Annotated in this window: 11 protein-coding genes and 2 pseudogenes; 7 read left to right on the forward strand and 6 right to left on the reverse strand. The window is 63.8% G+C overall.

Features of this window, described 5'->3' with window-relative positions; translation table 11 throughout:
• Nucleotides 1-14: 14 nt before the first annotated feature.
• Nucleotides 15-1,229 (forward strand): aminotransferase class I/II-fold pyridoxal phosphate-dependent enzyme, encoded by a 1,215-nt coding sequence (locus J2X01_RS12135; protein WP_310057421.1) that lies wholly within the window; start codon nucleotides 15-17, stop codon nucleotides 1,227-1,229.
• A 66-nt stretch (nucleotides 1,230-1,295) separates the two neighbouring features.
• On the forward strand, nucleotides 1,296-2,084 hold the full coding sequence (locus J2X01_RS12140; protein WP_310057423.1) for a hypothetical protein: 789 nt from the start codon (nucleotides 1,296-1,298) through the stop codon (nucleotides 2,082-2,084).
• A gap of 71 nt (nucleotides 2,085-2,155) precedes the next feature.
• Here the strand turns inward: J2X01_RS12140 and J2X01_RS12145 are convergent, their stop codons facing one another.
• The gene (locus tag J2X01_RS12145; protein WP_310057425.1) at nucleotides 2,156-2,770 is read right to left on the reverse strand and encodes a TetR/AcrR family transcriptional regulator; all 615 of its coding nucleotides are present in this window, start codon (nucleotides 2,768-2,770) and stop codon (nucleotides 2,156-2,158) included.
• A gap of 78 nt (nucleotides 2,771-2,848) precedes the next feature.
• On the opposite strand from J2X01_RS12145, the pseudogene J2X01_RS22025 reads away from it, so the two are divergent.
• A pseudogene (locus J2X01_RS22025) lies at nucleotides 2,849-3,424 on the forward strand (flavin-containing monooxygenase); the annotation flags it as partial.
• A gap of 489 nt (nucleotides 3,425-3,913) precedes the next feature.
• Here the strand turns inward: J2X01_RS22025 and J2X01_RS12155 are convergent.
• A complete protein-coding gene (locus tag J2X01_RS12155; RefSeq protein ID WP_310057426.1) occupies nucleotides 3,914-5,128 on the reverse strand; it encodes an MFS transporter in 1,215 nt (404 codons plus the stop codon).
• A gap of 508 nt (nucleotides 5,129-5,636) precedes the next feature.
• On the reverse strand, nucleotides 5,637-6,371 hold the full coding sequence (locus J2X01_RS12160; protein ID WP_310057427.1) for a GAF and ANTAR domain-containing protein: 735 nt from the start codon (nucleotides 6,369-6,371) through the stop codon (nucleotides 5,637-5,639).
• A gap of 115 nt (nucleotides 6,372-6,486) precedes the next feature.
• On the opposite strand from J2X01_RS12160, the gene J2X01_RS12165 reads away from it, so the two are divergent.
• Together J2X01_RS12165 and J2X01_RS12170 are read left to right on the forward strand one after the other, a co-directional pair.
• Entirely contained in the window at nucleotides 6,487-6,783 is a 297-nt protein-coding gene (locus J2X01_RS12165) for a PqqD family protein (RefSeq protein ID WP_310057430.1), read from the forward strand.
• A complete protein-coding gene (locus tag J2X01_RS12170) occupies nucleotides 6,783-7,679 on the forward strand; it encodes a nucleotidyltransferase family protein (protein WP_310057431.1) in 897 nt (298 codons plus the stop codon). Before J2X01_RS12165 ends, J2X01_RS12170 begins: the two co-directional genes overlap by 1 nt.
• Nucleotides 7,680-8,785: 1,106 nt before the next feature.
• Here J2X01_RS12170 and J2X01_RS12175 read toward each other — a convergent pair.
• The 3 genes and pseudogenes from J2X01_RS12175 to J2X01_RS12185 form a co-directional block, all read right to left on the reverse strand.
• On the reverse strand, nucleotides 8,786-9,724 hold the full coding sequence (locus J2X01_RS12175) for a MinD/ParA family ATP-binding protein (protein ID WP_310057434.1): 939 nt from the start codon (nucleotides 9,722-9,724) through the stop codon (nucleotides 8,786-8,788).
• Between the two features lie 318 nt (nucleotides 9,725-10,042).
• Nucleotides 10,043-10,552, reverse strand: a pseudogene (locus tag J2X01_RS12180) (transposase family protein); the annotation flags it as partial.
• A gap of 421 nt (nucleotides 10,553-10,973) precedes the next feature.
• Nucleotides 10,974-11,789 carry an MBL fold metallo-hydrolase gene (locus tag J2X01_RS12185; protein ID WP_310057436.1) on the reverse strand — a complete coding sequence of 272 codons (816 nt, stop codon included), beginning with the start codon at nucleotides 11,787-11,789 and terminating at the stop codon, nucleotides 10,974-10,976.
• Nucleotides 11,790-13,009: 1,220 nt separating this feature from the next.
• Here J2X01_RS12185 and J2X01_RS12190 point away from each other — a divergent pair.
• The gene (locus J2X01_RS12190) at nucleotides 13,010-14,416 is read left to right on the forward strand and encodes a beta propeller repeat protein (protein ID WP_310057438.1); all 1,407 of its coding nucleotides are present in this window, start codon (nucleotides 13,010-13,012) and stop codon (nucleotides 14,414-14,416) included.
• A gap of 2 nt (nucleotides 14,417-14,418) precedes the next feature.
• Entirely contained in the window at nucleotides 14,419-15,363 is a 945-nt protein-coding gene (locus J2X01_RS12195) for a hypothetical protein (RefSeq protein WP_310057439.1), read from the forward strand.
• Nucleotides 15,364-15,532 lie beyond the last annotated feature (169 nt).

Raw genomic sequence — 15,532 nt, forward strand, 5'->3', positions numbered from 1 at the left:
GTCGAGGGACTGTCATGAGAGCTGATTTTTCTCCGGTTTCACGGCGCGCCACCACACTCGCGTCGGTCCCGTCGCAACAGCGGATCAACACCTTCCTCCGCGATTCCGTCTACGCCCGGCGCCAGCACGAGCCGGGGATCTGCGACCTGGCCCTCGGCAACCCGCACCAGATGCCGACGGCCGCCTACGTCGAGGCCCTGGCGGATGCGCTGACGCCCCGGAACGAGCTCTGGTTTGCGTACAAAACCAACGAACCGGAGGCGCAGGCCGCTGCGGCCGCATCGCTGCAGCGCCTGATCGGGCTGCCCTTCGAACCGGCGGACATCCACCTCACCACGGGCGGCTTCACGGCGATCCCGCTGGCGCTGAAGGCGGTCGCCGACCCGGGCGACGAGGTCATTTTCACCCTGCCGCCCTGGTTCTTCTATGAGCCGCTGGTGATCGAGGCCGGGCTGGTGCCGGTGAAGATCCGCTGCGACGCAGAGACGTTCGACGTCGACCTGGCGGCGCTGGGCGCGGCCATCACGCCGCGCACCCGGGTGGTGATCGTGAACACGCCCAACAACCCGACCGGCCGGATCTACCCGCCCAAGCTGCTGAAGGACCTGGCCGATATGCTCGAAGGGGCCTCGCGCAGCAACGGCCGGCGCGTGTACCTGCTCTCCGACGAGGCCTACAACCGGATCGTCTACGACGGCGCCCGGTTCCACAGCCCGGCCGAATACTATCCGTACACGCTGCTGGCATACTCGTACGGCAAGACCCATCTGGCGCCCGGGCAGCGGATCGGCTACCTCGCGCTGCCGCCCGGCATGCCGGACCGTGTTCCACTGCGGGAGGCGATCACCGCGCTGCAGATGGCGCTGGGCTGGATCTACCCCAATGCCCTGCTGCAACATGCGCTGCCGCGGCTGGAGGAGTTCTCGGTCGACGTCGGGGAGCTGCAGCGCAAACGCGACCTGATGGTGGCGGCGCTGACCGGGATGGGCTACCGGCTGACGCGGCCGGAGGGGTCGTTCTACCTGTTTGTCCGCACCCCGGCCGGCGACGACGAGCAGTTCACCGCCGCCCTCGCGGACCAGGGCGTCTTTGTGCTGCCGGGCACCCTGTTCGAGACGCCGGGCTATTTCCGGATCTCCCTCACGGCGTCCGAGGAGATGATCCAGCGCGCCCTGCCGGTCCTCGCCGCCGCGATCCAGCCCACGGGCGGCGGCGTGCCGCGGCACTGACACGCCGCGCCGGCCCGCCACCCGGCGCCGGGTGGGGAGTGAGTCCGGTTGTGTGATACTCGGCCCATGGGTACTTGGGGACCGGCGATTTTCAGCAACGACACTGCTCCGGACGGGCGCGAGGACTTCCGCGATCTGGTGGCCAAGGGGGCTACACCAGCTGAAGCCACGGAGAAGATCCTGGCCGAATACGGCGTCGGAATACTCGGGGACCCGGACAACAATGACTTGTGGCTGGGTCTGGCGGCAACACAGCACAAGACCGGCCACATCGTGCCGGAGGTGATTGATCGGGCCCTGGCCATCGCCGAATCGCCCCAGGAGCTTGAACGGTGGGCGCCCGGGGACAGAAAGGGCCGGCTCAGGGCCCTGACCAGGCTGAGGGAGACGTTGCGGACGGCGCCTCCCCCACCCCGCAAGCTTCGACCCCGACCGGTCGCGACGACTGCTCTTGAGATCGGCCAGCATCAGCTCTTCAGCCATATCGAATCAGGGTCGCAGTTTCTCCTGCGCGTTGTCGGCTTCCATGAGGACCAGGGTGGCCGGTCTGCCGTTTACACCTTGCTCGCTTGGGATGGCAGCGACGATGGCCTGCGTCACCCGCAAGACCTGCTTCCGCTACGACGGAGACCCGCCGCGCACCGCTACGCACCCCAGGTGCACTGCTTCGGGCTGATGCTGTGCGCGCCCAGGCCCCGCAAGGAGCATCTGCGCGATCTCGAACCAAGGTTCAGCGGCGAAGGATTGCCAATCCGCGAAAGAGGACTGCTCGTCACAGCCTGGGCTTCCCTGCCGAAGGTGGTGATCGACTGCGCCGTTTCAGTCCCTCGTACCGTTCATGAAACGAATACCTAGCCGTTTCCTCCACGGCGGGGGCAGTGATCGTCGGGATGCGACCCCGGCGCACGCCCTTGCGGACGGAATTGTTAGGCGAGCGCCGCGGCCAAGGCCCCGGCGATCCACTCCCGGTAAGCCGCCACGGACCAGCCGGCGTCCTGCACCAGGGCCCGGTAGACCTGGGGATGGCCCAGCGACCAGATGGCGGCGGCCCCCTCCGCGTCGGACATCCCGGAGCTGAGGCCGCCGCGGGCCCGGGCTGCGGCGGCGGCCTCCTCGTAGCGCCGGAGCCGCTGCTGCCCGCGGTCCCGTTCCAGCTGGGAGGCGGTGTCGTCCACGGCCGCGGCCCGGGCGATGACGGCGTTGATCCCGGCGGTGCGCGGATGCACTTCGACAAACCAGTCCGCCAGCACGGTGATCAGGGCGTCGAAGTCGGCGGCCTGCCGGGTGCGTTCCCGCATGAAGTCCAGCACCCCGGCATGCGCGCCGGGTCCGGCGGCGGCACGGTCCAGCACAGCCGAGAGCAGTGCGGCCTTGTTCCCCACCGAGTTATAGACCGTCTGGACGGCCACCCCGCTCTCCGCGGCGATCTGGTCGATGGTGGTGCGGACGTACCCGTCGGCGGCGAACAGCCGGCCGGCCGCCTCGACGATGACGTCGCGGGTGCCGGCCGCCTGGATCTCGCGCCTCGTCAGTCTGGACATGAATTTAGACTACCGCTCCAGTCACTAGAACGATATTCTAATTATGAAACAGGGAACGCTCTAACTAAGGAGCCCGCCATGAATCAGAACAGTCAGCTTGACGTCGTCGTGATTGGCGCGGGGCAGGCCGGCCTGGCCTCCGGCTACCACCTCGCCCGGACGAACCTGCGGTTCGAGATCCTGGAGGGCGCCCCGCGGGTGGGCGATTGCTGGCGCGGCCGCTGGGACTCGCTGCAGCTGTTCACCCCCGCCCAGCACGACGGCCTCCCCGGCCTGCCCTTCCCCGCGGCACGGAACACCTTCCCGGGCAAGGAGGAATTCGCCGCCTACCTCGAGCGTTACGCGGCGCGTTTCCGCCTGCCGGTGCGGACGGGCGTCCGTGTCGAGGGCGTCCGCCCGGCCGGCGGGGGCTTCGCCGTCGACACCCCCGCCGGCGCCGTGCGGACGCGCAACGTCATCGTGGCCACCGGGGCAAACGCCCTCCCCCGCATCCCGGACGCCGCCGCCGGGCTGGACGCCGGCATCCAGCAGCTGCACAGCTCCCGGTACCGCAGCCCGGCGGACATCCCCGACGGCGACGTCCTCGTGGTGGGCGCCGGAACGTCCGGCGCCGAAATTGCCCTGGAACTCTCCGCCGGCCACCGGGTGCTCCTGTCCGGCCGGCCCACCCCGCACATTCCCGACCCCGTGCTCCGCTACGCCGGCGGGGCCTACTGGCGGTTCGTTCACTCGGTCCTGACGCTGCGCACCCCGGTCGGGCGCAAGGTCGCGGCGGGCTTCCACGAGCGCGGCGCACCCCTGATCCGGATCTCCATGCAGGACCTCGACCGCGCCGGCGTCGCCCGGGTGCCCCGGCTGACCGGCACCACGGACGGCCAGCCGGCCTTCGACGGCGGCAGCTCCGCCACCGTGGGGACCGTCATCTGGGCCACCGGCTACCGCCCGGACCTGGACTGGATCGATGGGCTGACACCGGCACCGTCGGGCTGGCCGGAAACCCGGCGCGGCGCCGTCCCCGGCACGCCGGGACTGTACTTCGTCGGTATGCCGTTCCAGTACGCCCTCACCTCGGGCCTGATCGGCGGCGTGGGCCGGGACGCGGCGTACGTCGTCCAACAAATAGCAAAGCGCGTGCCGGGACCCTCAGTAGTTGCGCCGGTGCTTCAGCCTGGGAATGGTGACGGCGAAGACCGCGGCGGCCGCGAAGCCGAGCACTCCGGTGGCGGCCACCCCGGCCCCGAGCGAGGCCGCGGCGGTCACGGCTGAGAGCAATACCGGCCCGCCGGTGGCCCCTGCGTCGGCCAGGAACCGCCAGAGCCCTAAGAACTGGCTGCGGCCGTTGTCGGGTGAGAAGTCGGCGCCCAGGGTCATGTTCAGGCCGGAGCTGATGCCGTTGCCGAAGCCGATCAGCAGCGCCCCGAGCAGCAGACCCACAAATCCGGCGCTGAGCGGGATCAGCAGCATGGCCGTGCCCATGATGAGGGTCGACGGGATGGCCACCCACTGCCGGCCTTTGCGGTCCATCAGCTTGCCGGCCGGGTAGAAGACCAGCATGTCGATGGCGCCGGAGAGCCCGTAGATCAGCGAGGCCTGCGTCGCGTCCATCCCGAGGTGCTCGGCCCAGAGCGGGATCACCACCTGCCGGGACGCGCGCAGCGCGCTGAGCAGCAGCACCCCCATGCCCACACTCAGGAAGACCCCGGCGTGGGAGGCGGCGACGCTGCGCAGGGTCGCCTGCCGGACCGGGGCGCCGTCGTCCGCCGCGGGCTTCGCCATGAGGTCCGGGATGGTCACGGACAGGGCCGCGGCGGCCACCATGGCGGCCACGCCCACCCAGTAGGCGCCGGTGATGCCGGCGGACTGCATCACGGCGGCGCCGATGAAGGGGCCGATGAAGATGCCGATCCGGGTGACGCCGCCGAGTGTGGACAGCGCCCGGGCCCGGAGGATCACCGGCACGGCCTCGGTCAGGTACTTCTGCCGGGCCAGGCTGAAGACGCTCGCGGCCATCCCGACGACGAGCATCGCCGCGGCGAGCAGCCAGAGTCCCCCGGGCAGCAGCGGTGCCAGGGCCACGGCGGCGAGGGCGAGGGCACTGGCCGCCGCGGCGCCGACCATGGCCCAGCGTTCGCCGAACTTCAGGGTGATGAGCGAGGCGGGCAGGTTGAAGAACCAGGAGCCGAGGCCGATCACGGTGACCACCAGGGCGGCGACGGCGACCGAGGCGCCGAGGTCGCGGGCGGTAAGGGCCACCACGGGCAGGATGGCGCCCTCGCCGATGCTGAACAGCAGGGCCGGGCCGAAGGCGGGGACGGCGATGCTGCGGAGGCTGAAGGGGGCTTGGTGTGTGGTGGTCATCCCCTTCATCCTAGGACGGGCGAGGCGACGGGCCTCTCAGGGCACTCGTGGTCAGCGAAAAACTCGGGTCATCCAGGAGCTGGATAACCCGAGTTGTCGGACCTAGAACTGACGGGTTAGAGCGAGGTAAACAACCGTGAACGTTACGGCAGCGAGGACAGCCAGCCCAGAAAGCTGCGCCAATCTCCGAGCACGTCGCTTCGAGGAGCCCAGTTCCTCACGTGCATACAAGTCGTTGCTAGTGCTCATTTGGTCTCCCCAGACTCAGCGTCACAGCCGTCTTCGGCTGCGCAGGCTTCTCACCCACGCGACTAAGCCTGCGAGATTGGGAAGGGGCTGAGACAGAGTGGAGAGTACTTGTCTTCGCACCGCCGACTACTTGTTGCTTCGTTCAGTGGACCAGCCGAGCGGACTGCCCGCATCCGAGTCCGACCGTTGCATCGATACTCCGACGCGGGTCTCGGGCCTTACATATCGCGCGGAGCCCAGGTTCTCGATCGCGTCGCGCTCAAGCCTCGAAGTGCGTCCGGACGGCCCCGTCGCTGAGATTCCGCAGGACGTCGGCGGCGACGTCGCGGAGCTTCTGGTTCCGGTTGCTGGACACGCGGGTGAGGATGCGCATGGCCTCCTCCTGGGAGCAGCGGTTCTGCGCCATCACAATGCCGCAGGCCAAGTCGATCGAAGTGCGGTGCTCCATGGCGGCCTGGAGGTCCTCGGCCCGGGACTGTTCCGTGCCGATCCGGACGGCCAGACGGAGGGAGCGGCCTGCCAGGTCGGCGAAGCCGGCGGCCTCGGCGATGATGTCCTGGGTGAAGATCCCGGTGCCGGGGGCGAAGAAGTTCAGGGCGGCGGCCGCGTTCTCGCCGATTTCCAGGGGCACGCCGAGGGTGCTGCGGACCCCCTGCGCCGCGAGCTGCTGCTGGTACGCCGGCCAGCGCGGATCGGTGCCGACGTCAGCCAGCAGGATGACGGACTTGGTCCGCAGCGCCTCGATGCACGGGCCTTCGCCGAGGCTTTGCTCGATGCGGTCCAGGATGACGGCCCGCGGGCTGCTCCCCGCCACGGTCATGGTCTTCCTCCGGCGCTGCAGCGTCACGCCGCATTCGATCTCGCCGCCGGCGGCGTGGCTGAGCGTGGCCGCCGAGAATTCCGAGAGCTGGCCGAGGAAGTCCTCGACGTTCTCGGTTCCCATCAGGAGGTCCTGCAGTTGCAGGGCGGCTTCGTCCCCGGCGTTGTTGGTCATGCCTAAATCTAAGTCGGTCCCCGGCGCGAAACAACTTGCCGGCCGCGCGGTAGCATAAGCCTTGCGAAGGCCCCGCACGATGCTGTACGGCCTCTCTAGTATCGGTGGAGGTCTTATGACGGAACGGGTGTGGCGCGTCAGTGCCGACGTCGCCTGTGTCCGGAGTCCCGACGGCGGCCGTGTCGCCGCGCTGCACCTTGAGCAGGACGTGCCGTTCATCCTTGTGGGAACAGCAGCGTCCGTCTGGAATTCGTTGGACGGAACCAGGACCGAGACCGAGCTCATCGAAGAGCTTGCCCGCGACTACGGCACTGATGCCAGCGCCATCAACGCGGACGTAAAGGGCCTGATCCACTCTCTGAGCACCAGCGGACTGATTACTTCGTCTCCCCATGACAGGGTTGCCAGCTGATGGACGCCATAGAGCCCCTGCACCAAAATGAAGCCGTCCTCCTGGCCACTGCCCTCGTGGACTACGTGGCAGCGTCAGCCGGTCTCCCGGCGCTGTTCATCAAAGGTCCCGCGGCCACCATGATGGGGCTGCGTGAAAACCATGTTTCCGCCGATGTGGATGTCCTGATCCGCCCGGAACAGCTGGACAAAATGGTCGACCTCCTAGTCGGAAGAGGCTGGATCGAACGGCCGTCCGGCGTTTCGATCGTTCGCCGTTACTCGCACTCCCGGACGCTGTACCACCCGCGATGGAACTGCGATATCGATGTCCATGACAGGTTTCCCGGGATGGAGGCCTCCCCCGGCAGTGCCTTCGAAACCCTCTGGCGTGACAGGCAGTACCTGGTCATGGCGAGTAGAAGTGTGCCCGTTCCTTCCGTACCTGCGGCGGTATTATTCCAGGCACTGCACAGCCTTCGGGCCATGGATGAACCGCGGCATCAGCGGGAGTACTCAGGCCTGCTGCAGCGGGTCGATAACAGCATGCACCAGGACATCGTGAATCTCAGCGTGGAGCTAGAAGCGACGGCGGCACTGAAGCCGCTCTTGGAGGACCTGGGCCTCTCAGATCTGGCGGCCCCGCAGGGAACCGTCAGCGAGGAGTGGCTCCACCGTACTTCTGTACAGGGCACGGGGACGGCCTATCTGGTCGAGTTCATGGAAAGTCCGTGGCGAGCCAAGCCTAGGGTGCTCGCTCGCGCGATCTTTCCGTCGCGGAGCACGCTGCGGGAGCGCGATCTCCATCTGGACGACTCGGCGAGGGGGCTTCTCAGGGCGCACCTTGCGCGCTGGCGCCGCGGAGCGGCTGGCATTCCAACAGCAGCCCGGAAGATCCGGGCTAGACGCTGCCGATAGATATCCGCACGTAAGGCATGTCTCCTAACTTCAGAGCGTGATGGCTGGACTGCTTGTGTGGTGCCTCGTACATCTTGGCTGAGTAATGATCAGTGCCGGATCGAGACTTGGCTACCAAGTTAGGGTGGGCGGCGAGGCGTCCGCTCCGCGGCTCCGCCAAGGTGATGGGGGAATCATTTGCCGGTACCGGTGCCGGTCCGCGATTAGCTGGCGTGACTCGCCGGGGGAAAACGTACTAGTCGACGGTCGTCGCGGTGTCCAGAGAAGCATGGCAAGGTTGTTTGAACACCTGCGCGTGTCCATGGCTTGGCCTCCTTGTGGGAGCTGGGTCAGGACTGAAACAGTCACACGTCTCGCCGTAGAGGGCGAGTGCCGCCACCAAAATCGGACGCAACAGGGCCCCGCCCTCCGAGATGAGCACGGGGCTGTCTCGGTAGGGTTACTATCCGGTCACATGGGCCGTAAGTATTAGAGATGGCGACACCAAAATAAATCAGGTAGTCACTACTGTTCCATACCTTCTGGCGACAGGAGGAGCATGTCGTCATGGCCACGTATATTACTGAAGCTAAAGCACTCGAACACCGATGCCAATGCTGCGGGGAACTCGCGGAGTCCGTGTTTTGCGACGACTGCACCACGGACTCGCACAACGAATGCCTCTAGGGCATCCCCTAAAAGGACACAAGTCGTCGGTGTCGGCTAGGCCGATATCGGAGATGATGTGTGGATCGTCCGCGGTCCTTGCTGGCGTGACTTCCGACGCTGGCATTTGCACCCGCGCCCAACGCCGTGGCTAAGCTGGACGTACCGGCACGATCCGTAGTTACGGGCGTCGCGGCAAGGGCCGTTCGTTACAGGGCTGCGGTTTCCAACCCGAATTTCAGGGCCTTCATCCCCGCACCCTTGGACCAGATAGGGCACCGCAATCGCCGTGGTTTACGCGGTGGACGCGCCGTGAACTCCGACGCCGATGCTTACAAGAAGGCGTTACAGTGTCGAAAATCCTTCAATTTTCTGCAGACTCTGGAAAGCCATGGACACCGGTACGAAAAACTCGCCCTGGCGTATCACGCCGGAGTTCTTCACCCGCAGTCATTATCGGGCTACATCAGCGGAGACACGCCATCCACATACCCGTCCACGATCGCCGCGGCAATCTCCTTGTAGGCGCGCCGGGTTTCCGGGCGAAGTACATCAAGGGTGACCTGGTCGGCGTCGGCCACACCGCGGTCGTGCGGGACGACGATCAACTGGCGGCAGATGCCGGACAGGTGGTCCTCGATCGCGTCCTTGTCCACTCGCGAGGAGACCTCGTCCTTGTCCTTGATGACCACGACCGCTTTGCGGGCCAGTTCCTCATAGCCGTGGCTGGCCAGCCAGTGGAGGGTGCTGCGGGCCCGTTTGGCGCCGCTGACGGCGTAGCCAGCGGCGATGATGAGGTTGTCCGCGGACTGCAGGATGCCGCTCATGGCATTGTGCGTGACCCCGGTTCCGCAGTCGGTGAGGGCCACCGAATAATGGCCGGAGATGAGCTTGCGGATGCGCAGGTACTCCTCGGCCGTCAGGGAGTCCGAGACCTCGGGATCCTGTTCACCGGCGATCAGGTGAAGTCGGCCCGAGTGGTGCATGTACCGCGCCAGGGCGGTAAGCGAATCGATGGATTCAATGTTCTTGAGCAGGTCCGAGATGGTGCGGGGGCTCTGCTGCTGGTAGATACTCTCGCCAAGAGCGCGCTCCATGAGGTCGCCGGAGTCCGGATTCGCGTCGATCGCGCAGGGCGGGTCGCCTCGGTATTCGGCCAGTGTCAGCCCGACGCCGACCGTCGTGGAGGTCTTGCCGATGCCGACCTTGAGGCCCAGCACAGCGGTGTTATAGCTGCCATGGAGCTGGCGGGAGATGCGCCGGCCCAGTTCGTCTTCCTCGCGCTGCCGGGCGTTCGGGCCCAAGTTCAGCCCGCCGCCGGTCATCTTGTAGAGCGCAGCGCGGAAACCGCCGACGGGGCGGGGCTTCTGCTCGCGGACAAAGAGCCCGGGTGAGCTCATGAAGCCGGGCCGGGGGCGGCGAGAGCCGCTGCACGGCTTTCAGACAGGCTGGACCGGACCGGCATCGGCGGGACGGAGGGCGCGTCTCGGGGGCGGCGGGCACGGCCGCTCGCGTGGGAGGCGGTCGGGACCGCGGCGGAAGTGAGTTCATCAGCTGGGGCCGAGGTTATGGGAGCGCTGTCCAGCGGAGCCCGGCTCGGCACCGATGGGGCATCGGCCGCGGTGGCCGCTTCGGCCTAGGAGCCGCTGCGGACTGTCCGCGCCGGTGGGCTGTCGACGTCGTCGGGCGGCATGGTAGGCATTATTCCTGTTCGGGGGTGCCTTCAGGCCCCGGACCCCTGCGTATCCGTAGCCGGAGCCCTGCTTGGCGTATCCGTGGACCTCGATGATCGTGTCATCGACATCCACGAATACGAAGTCACTGGCGGAGGGTGCGCCCAGCAAAGGTGCCCGGCCGGCCAGGTTTCCCAGGAAGCGGGACGCGACCGCGTCCAGCTGGCGGCATGCCCGAACGTGAAGGACCGCAGGAACGAGCCCAGCGTCGATGGCGCGTAACAAGCTGTGAAGAGCCGCTTCACTCCCCTGTGGCGCAACATGGACATGTCTTCGATCGAGTCCGCGCCAGCGACCATCCCGGCCGCCAGGGATGCGAGCTTTAGCCCGGCATTCGCGCCCTTGTCCGTCGGCACCGTGAGCCGTTCGTCGGCCAGTTCGTGCAGCCCGGGGGCCCGGGCCAACGTCATCACCGGCAACAGCCCGGCCGAGGACACAAGATTCGCCTCGTCGAAGGAATGCTGACACCGCGGCCGGATTATGGAAAACTTGCATCTGCTGGATGCTCCTCTTCTTCAGCAAAATTGTTCTGTCGCAAGTCCAATTTGCCCCGAAAAGACGGCCACTCGTGTTTATTACGCCGGAGACCACCAAGCCTCATCGGTGGATCAAGGCTAAGGCACCTGTCGTTGAAAGTCGGACGCTTGCCGTCTGCAATTGAGGCGAAGGACCGGTTAGGAAACGGCGGAGAGAAGCACGAGGCTTCCCAACAGAAGCACAGGGCGAGAATGTAGCCAGGCAGAGTCACAGGTGAAACCTTCTGAGAGCAGCGACATCAGTGACGCCCGCCTAGGGATCCCCATCTCCGGGCGAGCTGAGCGCCCGCGGGATCGAACCCTGGGTTGAGGGTCCTCCACGAGGCGACTCACGGACCGTCGGCGTTGTCTACGTGACGCGCCGCGGCGTTCCCTGCGAATCAGTGGTGGGCGCGGGTCTCCTGCAGGCGCTTGATGAACCAGCGGGACTGCTCCGGTCCATAGGGCAGGATCGGGATGGCCTTGGTGGCGTCGTCCGGGGTCTCCCGCGTCGCCTGGGTGGCCTGCCGCACCGCCGTGGTCATGGTGTTGGCCATGGTCTTTACGAACTGGTCGCTGCAGGGTTCGCCGTGCCCGGGAATCAGGAATTCGTACCGGTGGCGGAGTGCCGAGACATGCCGAAGGACGTCTGCCCATTCTTCGGGGTAGGAATCCTCGAAGGACGGGTGCGAGCCCTGCTCCACCAGGTCGCCAGCGTAGAGGGTGGTGGCCGTGCCCACCAGGAGATCGCCGTCGGTATGTCCGTGGCCGAGGTAAAAGAGCGTGACAGTTTGCCCGCCGAGATCCAACAGCACGGGCTGGTCCTTCACAATGGCGTTCGGCACCACGAGTTCGGTGTCGCCGCCTTCGCCTGCTGCCATTTCTGGCTCATCGTCCCCAACTGAGCGGCGCTGAGTGTCGCCGTTCTGGTCGATCTCCGCGGCGCAGTTCTCGTGCGCCCAGAACTCGGTGACGCCCGCGTCGGCAAACACCGCGTTGCCGAAGAAGTGGTCGTAGTGGGCATGGGTGTTGACGACAACGAGCGGCAACGGAGTCTTTTCCCGCACGGCGTCAAGGATCTCGCGTCCCTGCCGGGGCCCGCCGCCGGTGTCGATCACCAGGGCGCGTTCGGCACCTACAACCAGGCCGGTGTTGAGGAGGGAACCTTGGGTGGTCAGGACGTAGTTGTCCGGGCCGACCTCGAGCCATCGTGACATTAAATCTCCGTATTCCGGCGTTGTTGTGGCGATGTTGTGACCTCGATTCTACCCACCAGAGCTGACAGGGTGGTGGGGAATGCCCGCACCGGCAGCAGCCTAAAGACCGATTTCGGCAGCATGGCTTCGAACGGACCGCGGTCTAACCTGGGCGCACACCGTTTGAACCGCCCATGAAGTCGGGGGATTCCGTTGACATTCGGCACCTCCGTTTGAGGGAGTAACCACGATGGTTCGGCGGACTTCGCTAGGGAGCCGCCGGTCGCCATTGGTGCCTTGCATAAGTGCCTACCTCAGCAATGTCTTCCGTCGCCCTTGTTCGACATCGCGTGTTCGACATCGCGCGAACGAGGACCCTCAGCGGTACAAAGCCGCGATCTTTCCAGCATCGCCTTGGAGGGCTTCCGCATCCGTCACCGGATCATAGCTGGCATTCCTCATTGAAAATCCTCGCATCGACGAAGATAGGCATAATCGGAGGCAAGCCGGTTGCCTTACTGGCAAGAAAAAATTCTCCCTCGACTTCCCGAAGTCGGGTGAGGTTGGCGGTCAAAGATTGCCAAAGCTGTTCTCATCGCATGAACGCTTGGCCAAGCAATCAACCAAGTAGATATTTCCGCTAAAACGGGTACCTCCTACTCGTGTTCGTTCTCCCTTGCGGCGCTTAGTTTGTGGGGAATGAAGTCTTACGCTTCGGGGGACAAAATGATGTATTTTTTAGCTGCGGGGGATCATTCCGCCGGCCAAGAGGATTGGCGTAATCCGAGTGGGTGCGCTTTGGCAAAGGCCGATCTTGTCCGTCTGAAATCACATAACATTTTCGAAATACGCGGGAATAAACGGGCATGTATTTCTTGGATCGTGCCATGACCACGGAGATGAGCGCAGTAGGGAGCTCCAAGAATCTTGAAGATGACGGCATCAAACGTCGAACGGCTCTAAGATGCGGAGCTGTCGCAGCGGCAATAACTGGTGCATCCACATTATCGGTTCTCGCCGCTAGCCGGACACATGCGTCTGTGCAACCGCTCCCGAATGGCCTGGAAAGCCTTGTGTCGACAGCCACATCGGATATCTCCGCCCAAATCTTGGCAGAAACAACGCAGAAGACGGATCTTAATTGGTACATACCAAAGGCCGTACGCGCTCCAACTATGACCGTGGTTCGCCAATTTCCGAATGCACGAACAGATCACAGAATTCTCTGGGCGCAAGGAGACGTGGTCTATGCGCAGGGTAGAGATGGCACGGTTCGAAAATCTTCAGACGGCGGGGCAACTTGGGTAGTGAGGACGTCCAATTTTAGCAGCGAACTTGGATTTCGTGGTTGCTTTCTCAAGCTTGCCTCCGGTGTCTTATTAACAGTCCGAAACAATGATCCACTCGATATATTTCGATCTTTAGACGATGGCGCGACATGGGCAAACACTGGCTTTACATTTCGGAACTTGGCAATCATGTTAACTTCACAATCATGGTGTCAGGACCCGACATCCGGCTACGTCTATTTTGGTGAATACCACACTAATGACAGCAGTTTTTCGGTGGTCAATGTGTACCGATCAGTCGACGACGGTATTTCGTTTCAATTGTTCTATTCCTTTCCTGGGCCATCGTCGTCCTCCCCTCAGTCCATACGGCATATCCACGGGGTTCAATACGACGCGATAAGTGGGCGCGTTTATGTCATGGTAGGGGATGAAGATTCCGCAGCCGGTATCTATAGGATCACGGCAGATGGCGGCGGGCTGGAGGTCGTCTTGGACAGGCGAATGCTGGCTGCCCAAGGTCTCTCCAATTGGGGATCGGTTATTAACATCATGTGGTTTCCGAACTACATTGCATGGGGTGAAGACCAAGCCGGGGGCAGCTATCTTATGAGAATGGCCCGTTCCGAGATCGGTAAATCCATCCCAAAAGTTGAGGCAATTTATCGGCTTTCATCGGGTGGCTGGGGCACTGTCAAGGCATCTCTGGACGGGACGACGTGGCTCCTGTGCGGTTCAGCCGAACAGGAAGGGGCCCCGCTAGACCGCGCCATGCACCTCTACGCCGTCACCGATGAAGGCGCCACCGTCTGGGAGGTGGGGACAATACCGGCGGCAGGACAGCCCTATAGTGCTCCGGTAGCCATTGGGCAAGCGGAGCTCCACGACGATGTGCTGTGGTTCGGTACTCGTGGTCTTGACCAGAACGGGGCACGCGACCGGCAATTCAAGGCGCAAATGTCGCGTGGCGCAGCTCCAATACCCCCGCCCGATACGGCACCCATGACCTACGGATGGGAGACGATCTCAGGGCGCGGCGCATACGGCGCGGCGGGTTCCTACGTCCTCGGATATACCAAGGCGCCGCTGCGCGGGCGACAACTATTCATCTTCGGCGCCGGTGTTAGGTCGCTTTCTGGCAAGTCCCGTCTCCGGGTGATTCGCAAAGACACACTGGCAGTGATCATGACTACTACCTTGGTCAATGTTCGAGGGGGAACAGACCGAAGGGAATCATCCGAGTACCTCCTTTCGACGGTGCTTCCTGCTGATACCGAAGTCGAAATTTCGATTCAGGATAGCTCGGGCACTACGCCTGGAGAAGCCACGGCCTACGTGACGTTCGGTTGGGGAATGTAGGAATGAAAAATGATACCGCGATACCCAAACCGTCAAGCGAGCCAAGCAGACTCAATTTTCTCAGGTGGGGAACCGCCGCCGCTAGCGTTGGTTTTGTGGCTGCGTCGATTCAGCCGGCCGCAGCCGCCGATCCTATCGAAGCATTCGTCTGCGCTACCAGAGATGCTGGGGACACATTTCAAAATGTTGGGCGTCGGCTCAACTTCAATGATAATCAGTCCGCGAAGGGTTCAATACTCAATATCGATCACCGAGGAGATGGAACGGGTAATCAGGTGTCGCCCGGCCAGACATACGGGTTGGACATCCATAACTACCCCGGAGCTAAGTCCGCCTTAGTAATTCACCAATATTCCTCTGTCGAGCGGGCAGTAATTATCGATAACACCGGCGCGAAGCCAGCTATAGAGATCAACAACACGCGGAATGATGTGCTCAATCCTGGATCAGACGGTATTGGAGACTACCTTCTACTGCGTGACCACAATAACGCCATATTTAGGCTGGACAAGGACCTTGTCGTGCGCCTTGCTGGACCCAAGACGCTCACAGTCATTCACACGGCAGCCAAGGCATTTTCGGTACAAACAGCGGGAACATACAACGGTGACACTATGGACATCGTGAAGTCGGGATCGGGTTTGGGCGCCGCACTCAAAATTGTGAATTTCGGAACAGGCCCTTGTCTCCAGATTCGGCAGGATGGTCTCGGCAATGCGCTGGAAATACGCAATACTATCAACCCCATCTTCACAGTTTCAGCAGCAGGAGCAATCACGTCGATCCAAGGAAAAACCGTGAGCATACTGGCCGGCACCGGCAACCCCGAAGGGACCGTCGCCGCGCCCCAAGGCTCGCTGTTTCTTCGAACGGATAGTGGACAAGGGCCATCGCTGTTCGTAAAAGAATCAGGCAACATCACACCAACGGGATGGAAACCAAAATAATGGAAGTCAGCCTGGAAGAAGCATATGCCGAGGCCTGCCGTGCACTAGGCGAATCCATCGTCCGCGAGCGACTCATCACTAAGCGAATCGATCTCCAACAGGCCGCTGTCCAGAATGGCGACTTGGGGTAATCTCAGCTCGCGCAGTCCATTCCAGACAGGAATCGCAA

The sequence above is a fragment of the Arthrobacter ginsengisoli genome (assembly GCF_031456935.1).
Classification (GTDB): domain Bacteria; phylum Actinomycetota; class Actinomycetes; order Actinomycetales; family Micrococcaceae; genus Arthrobacter; species Arthrobacter ginsengisoli.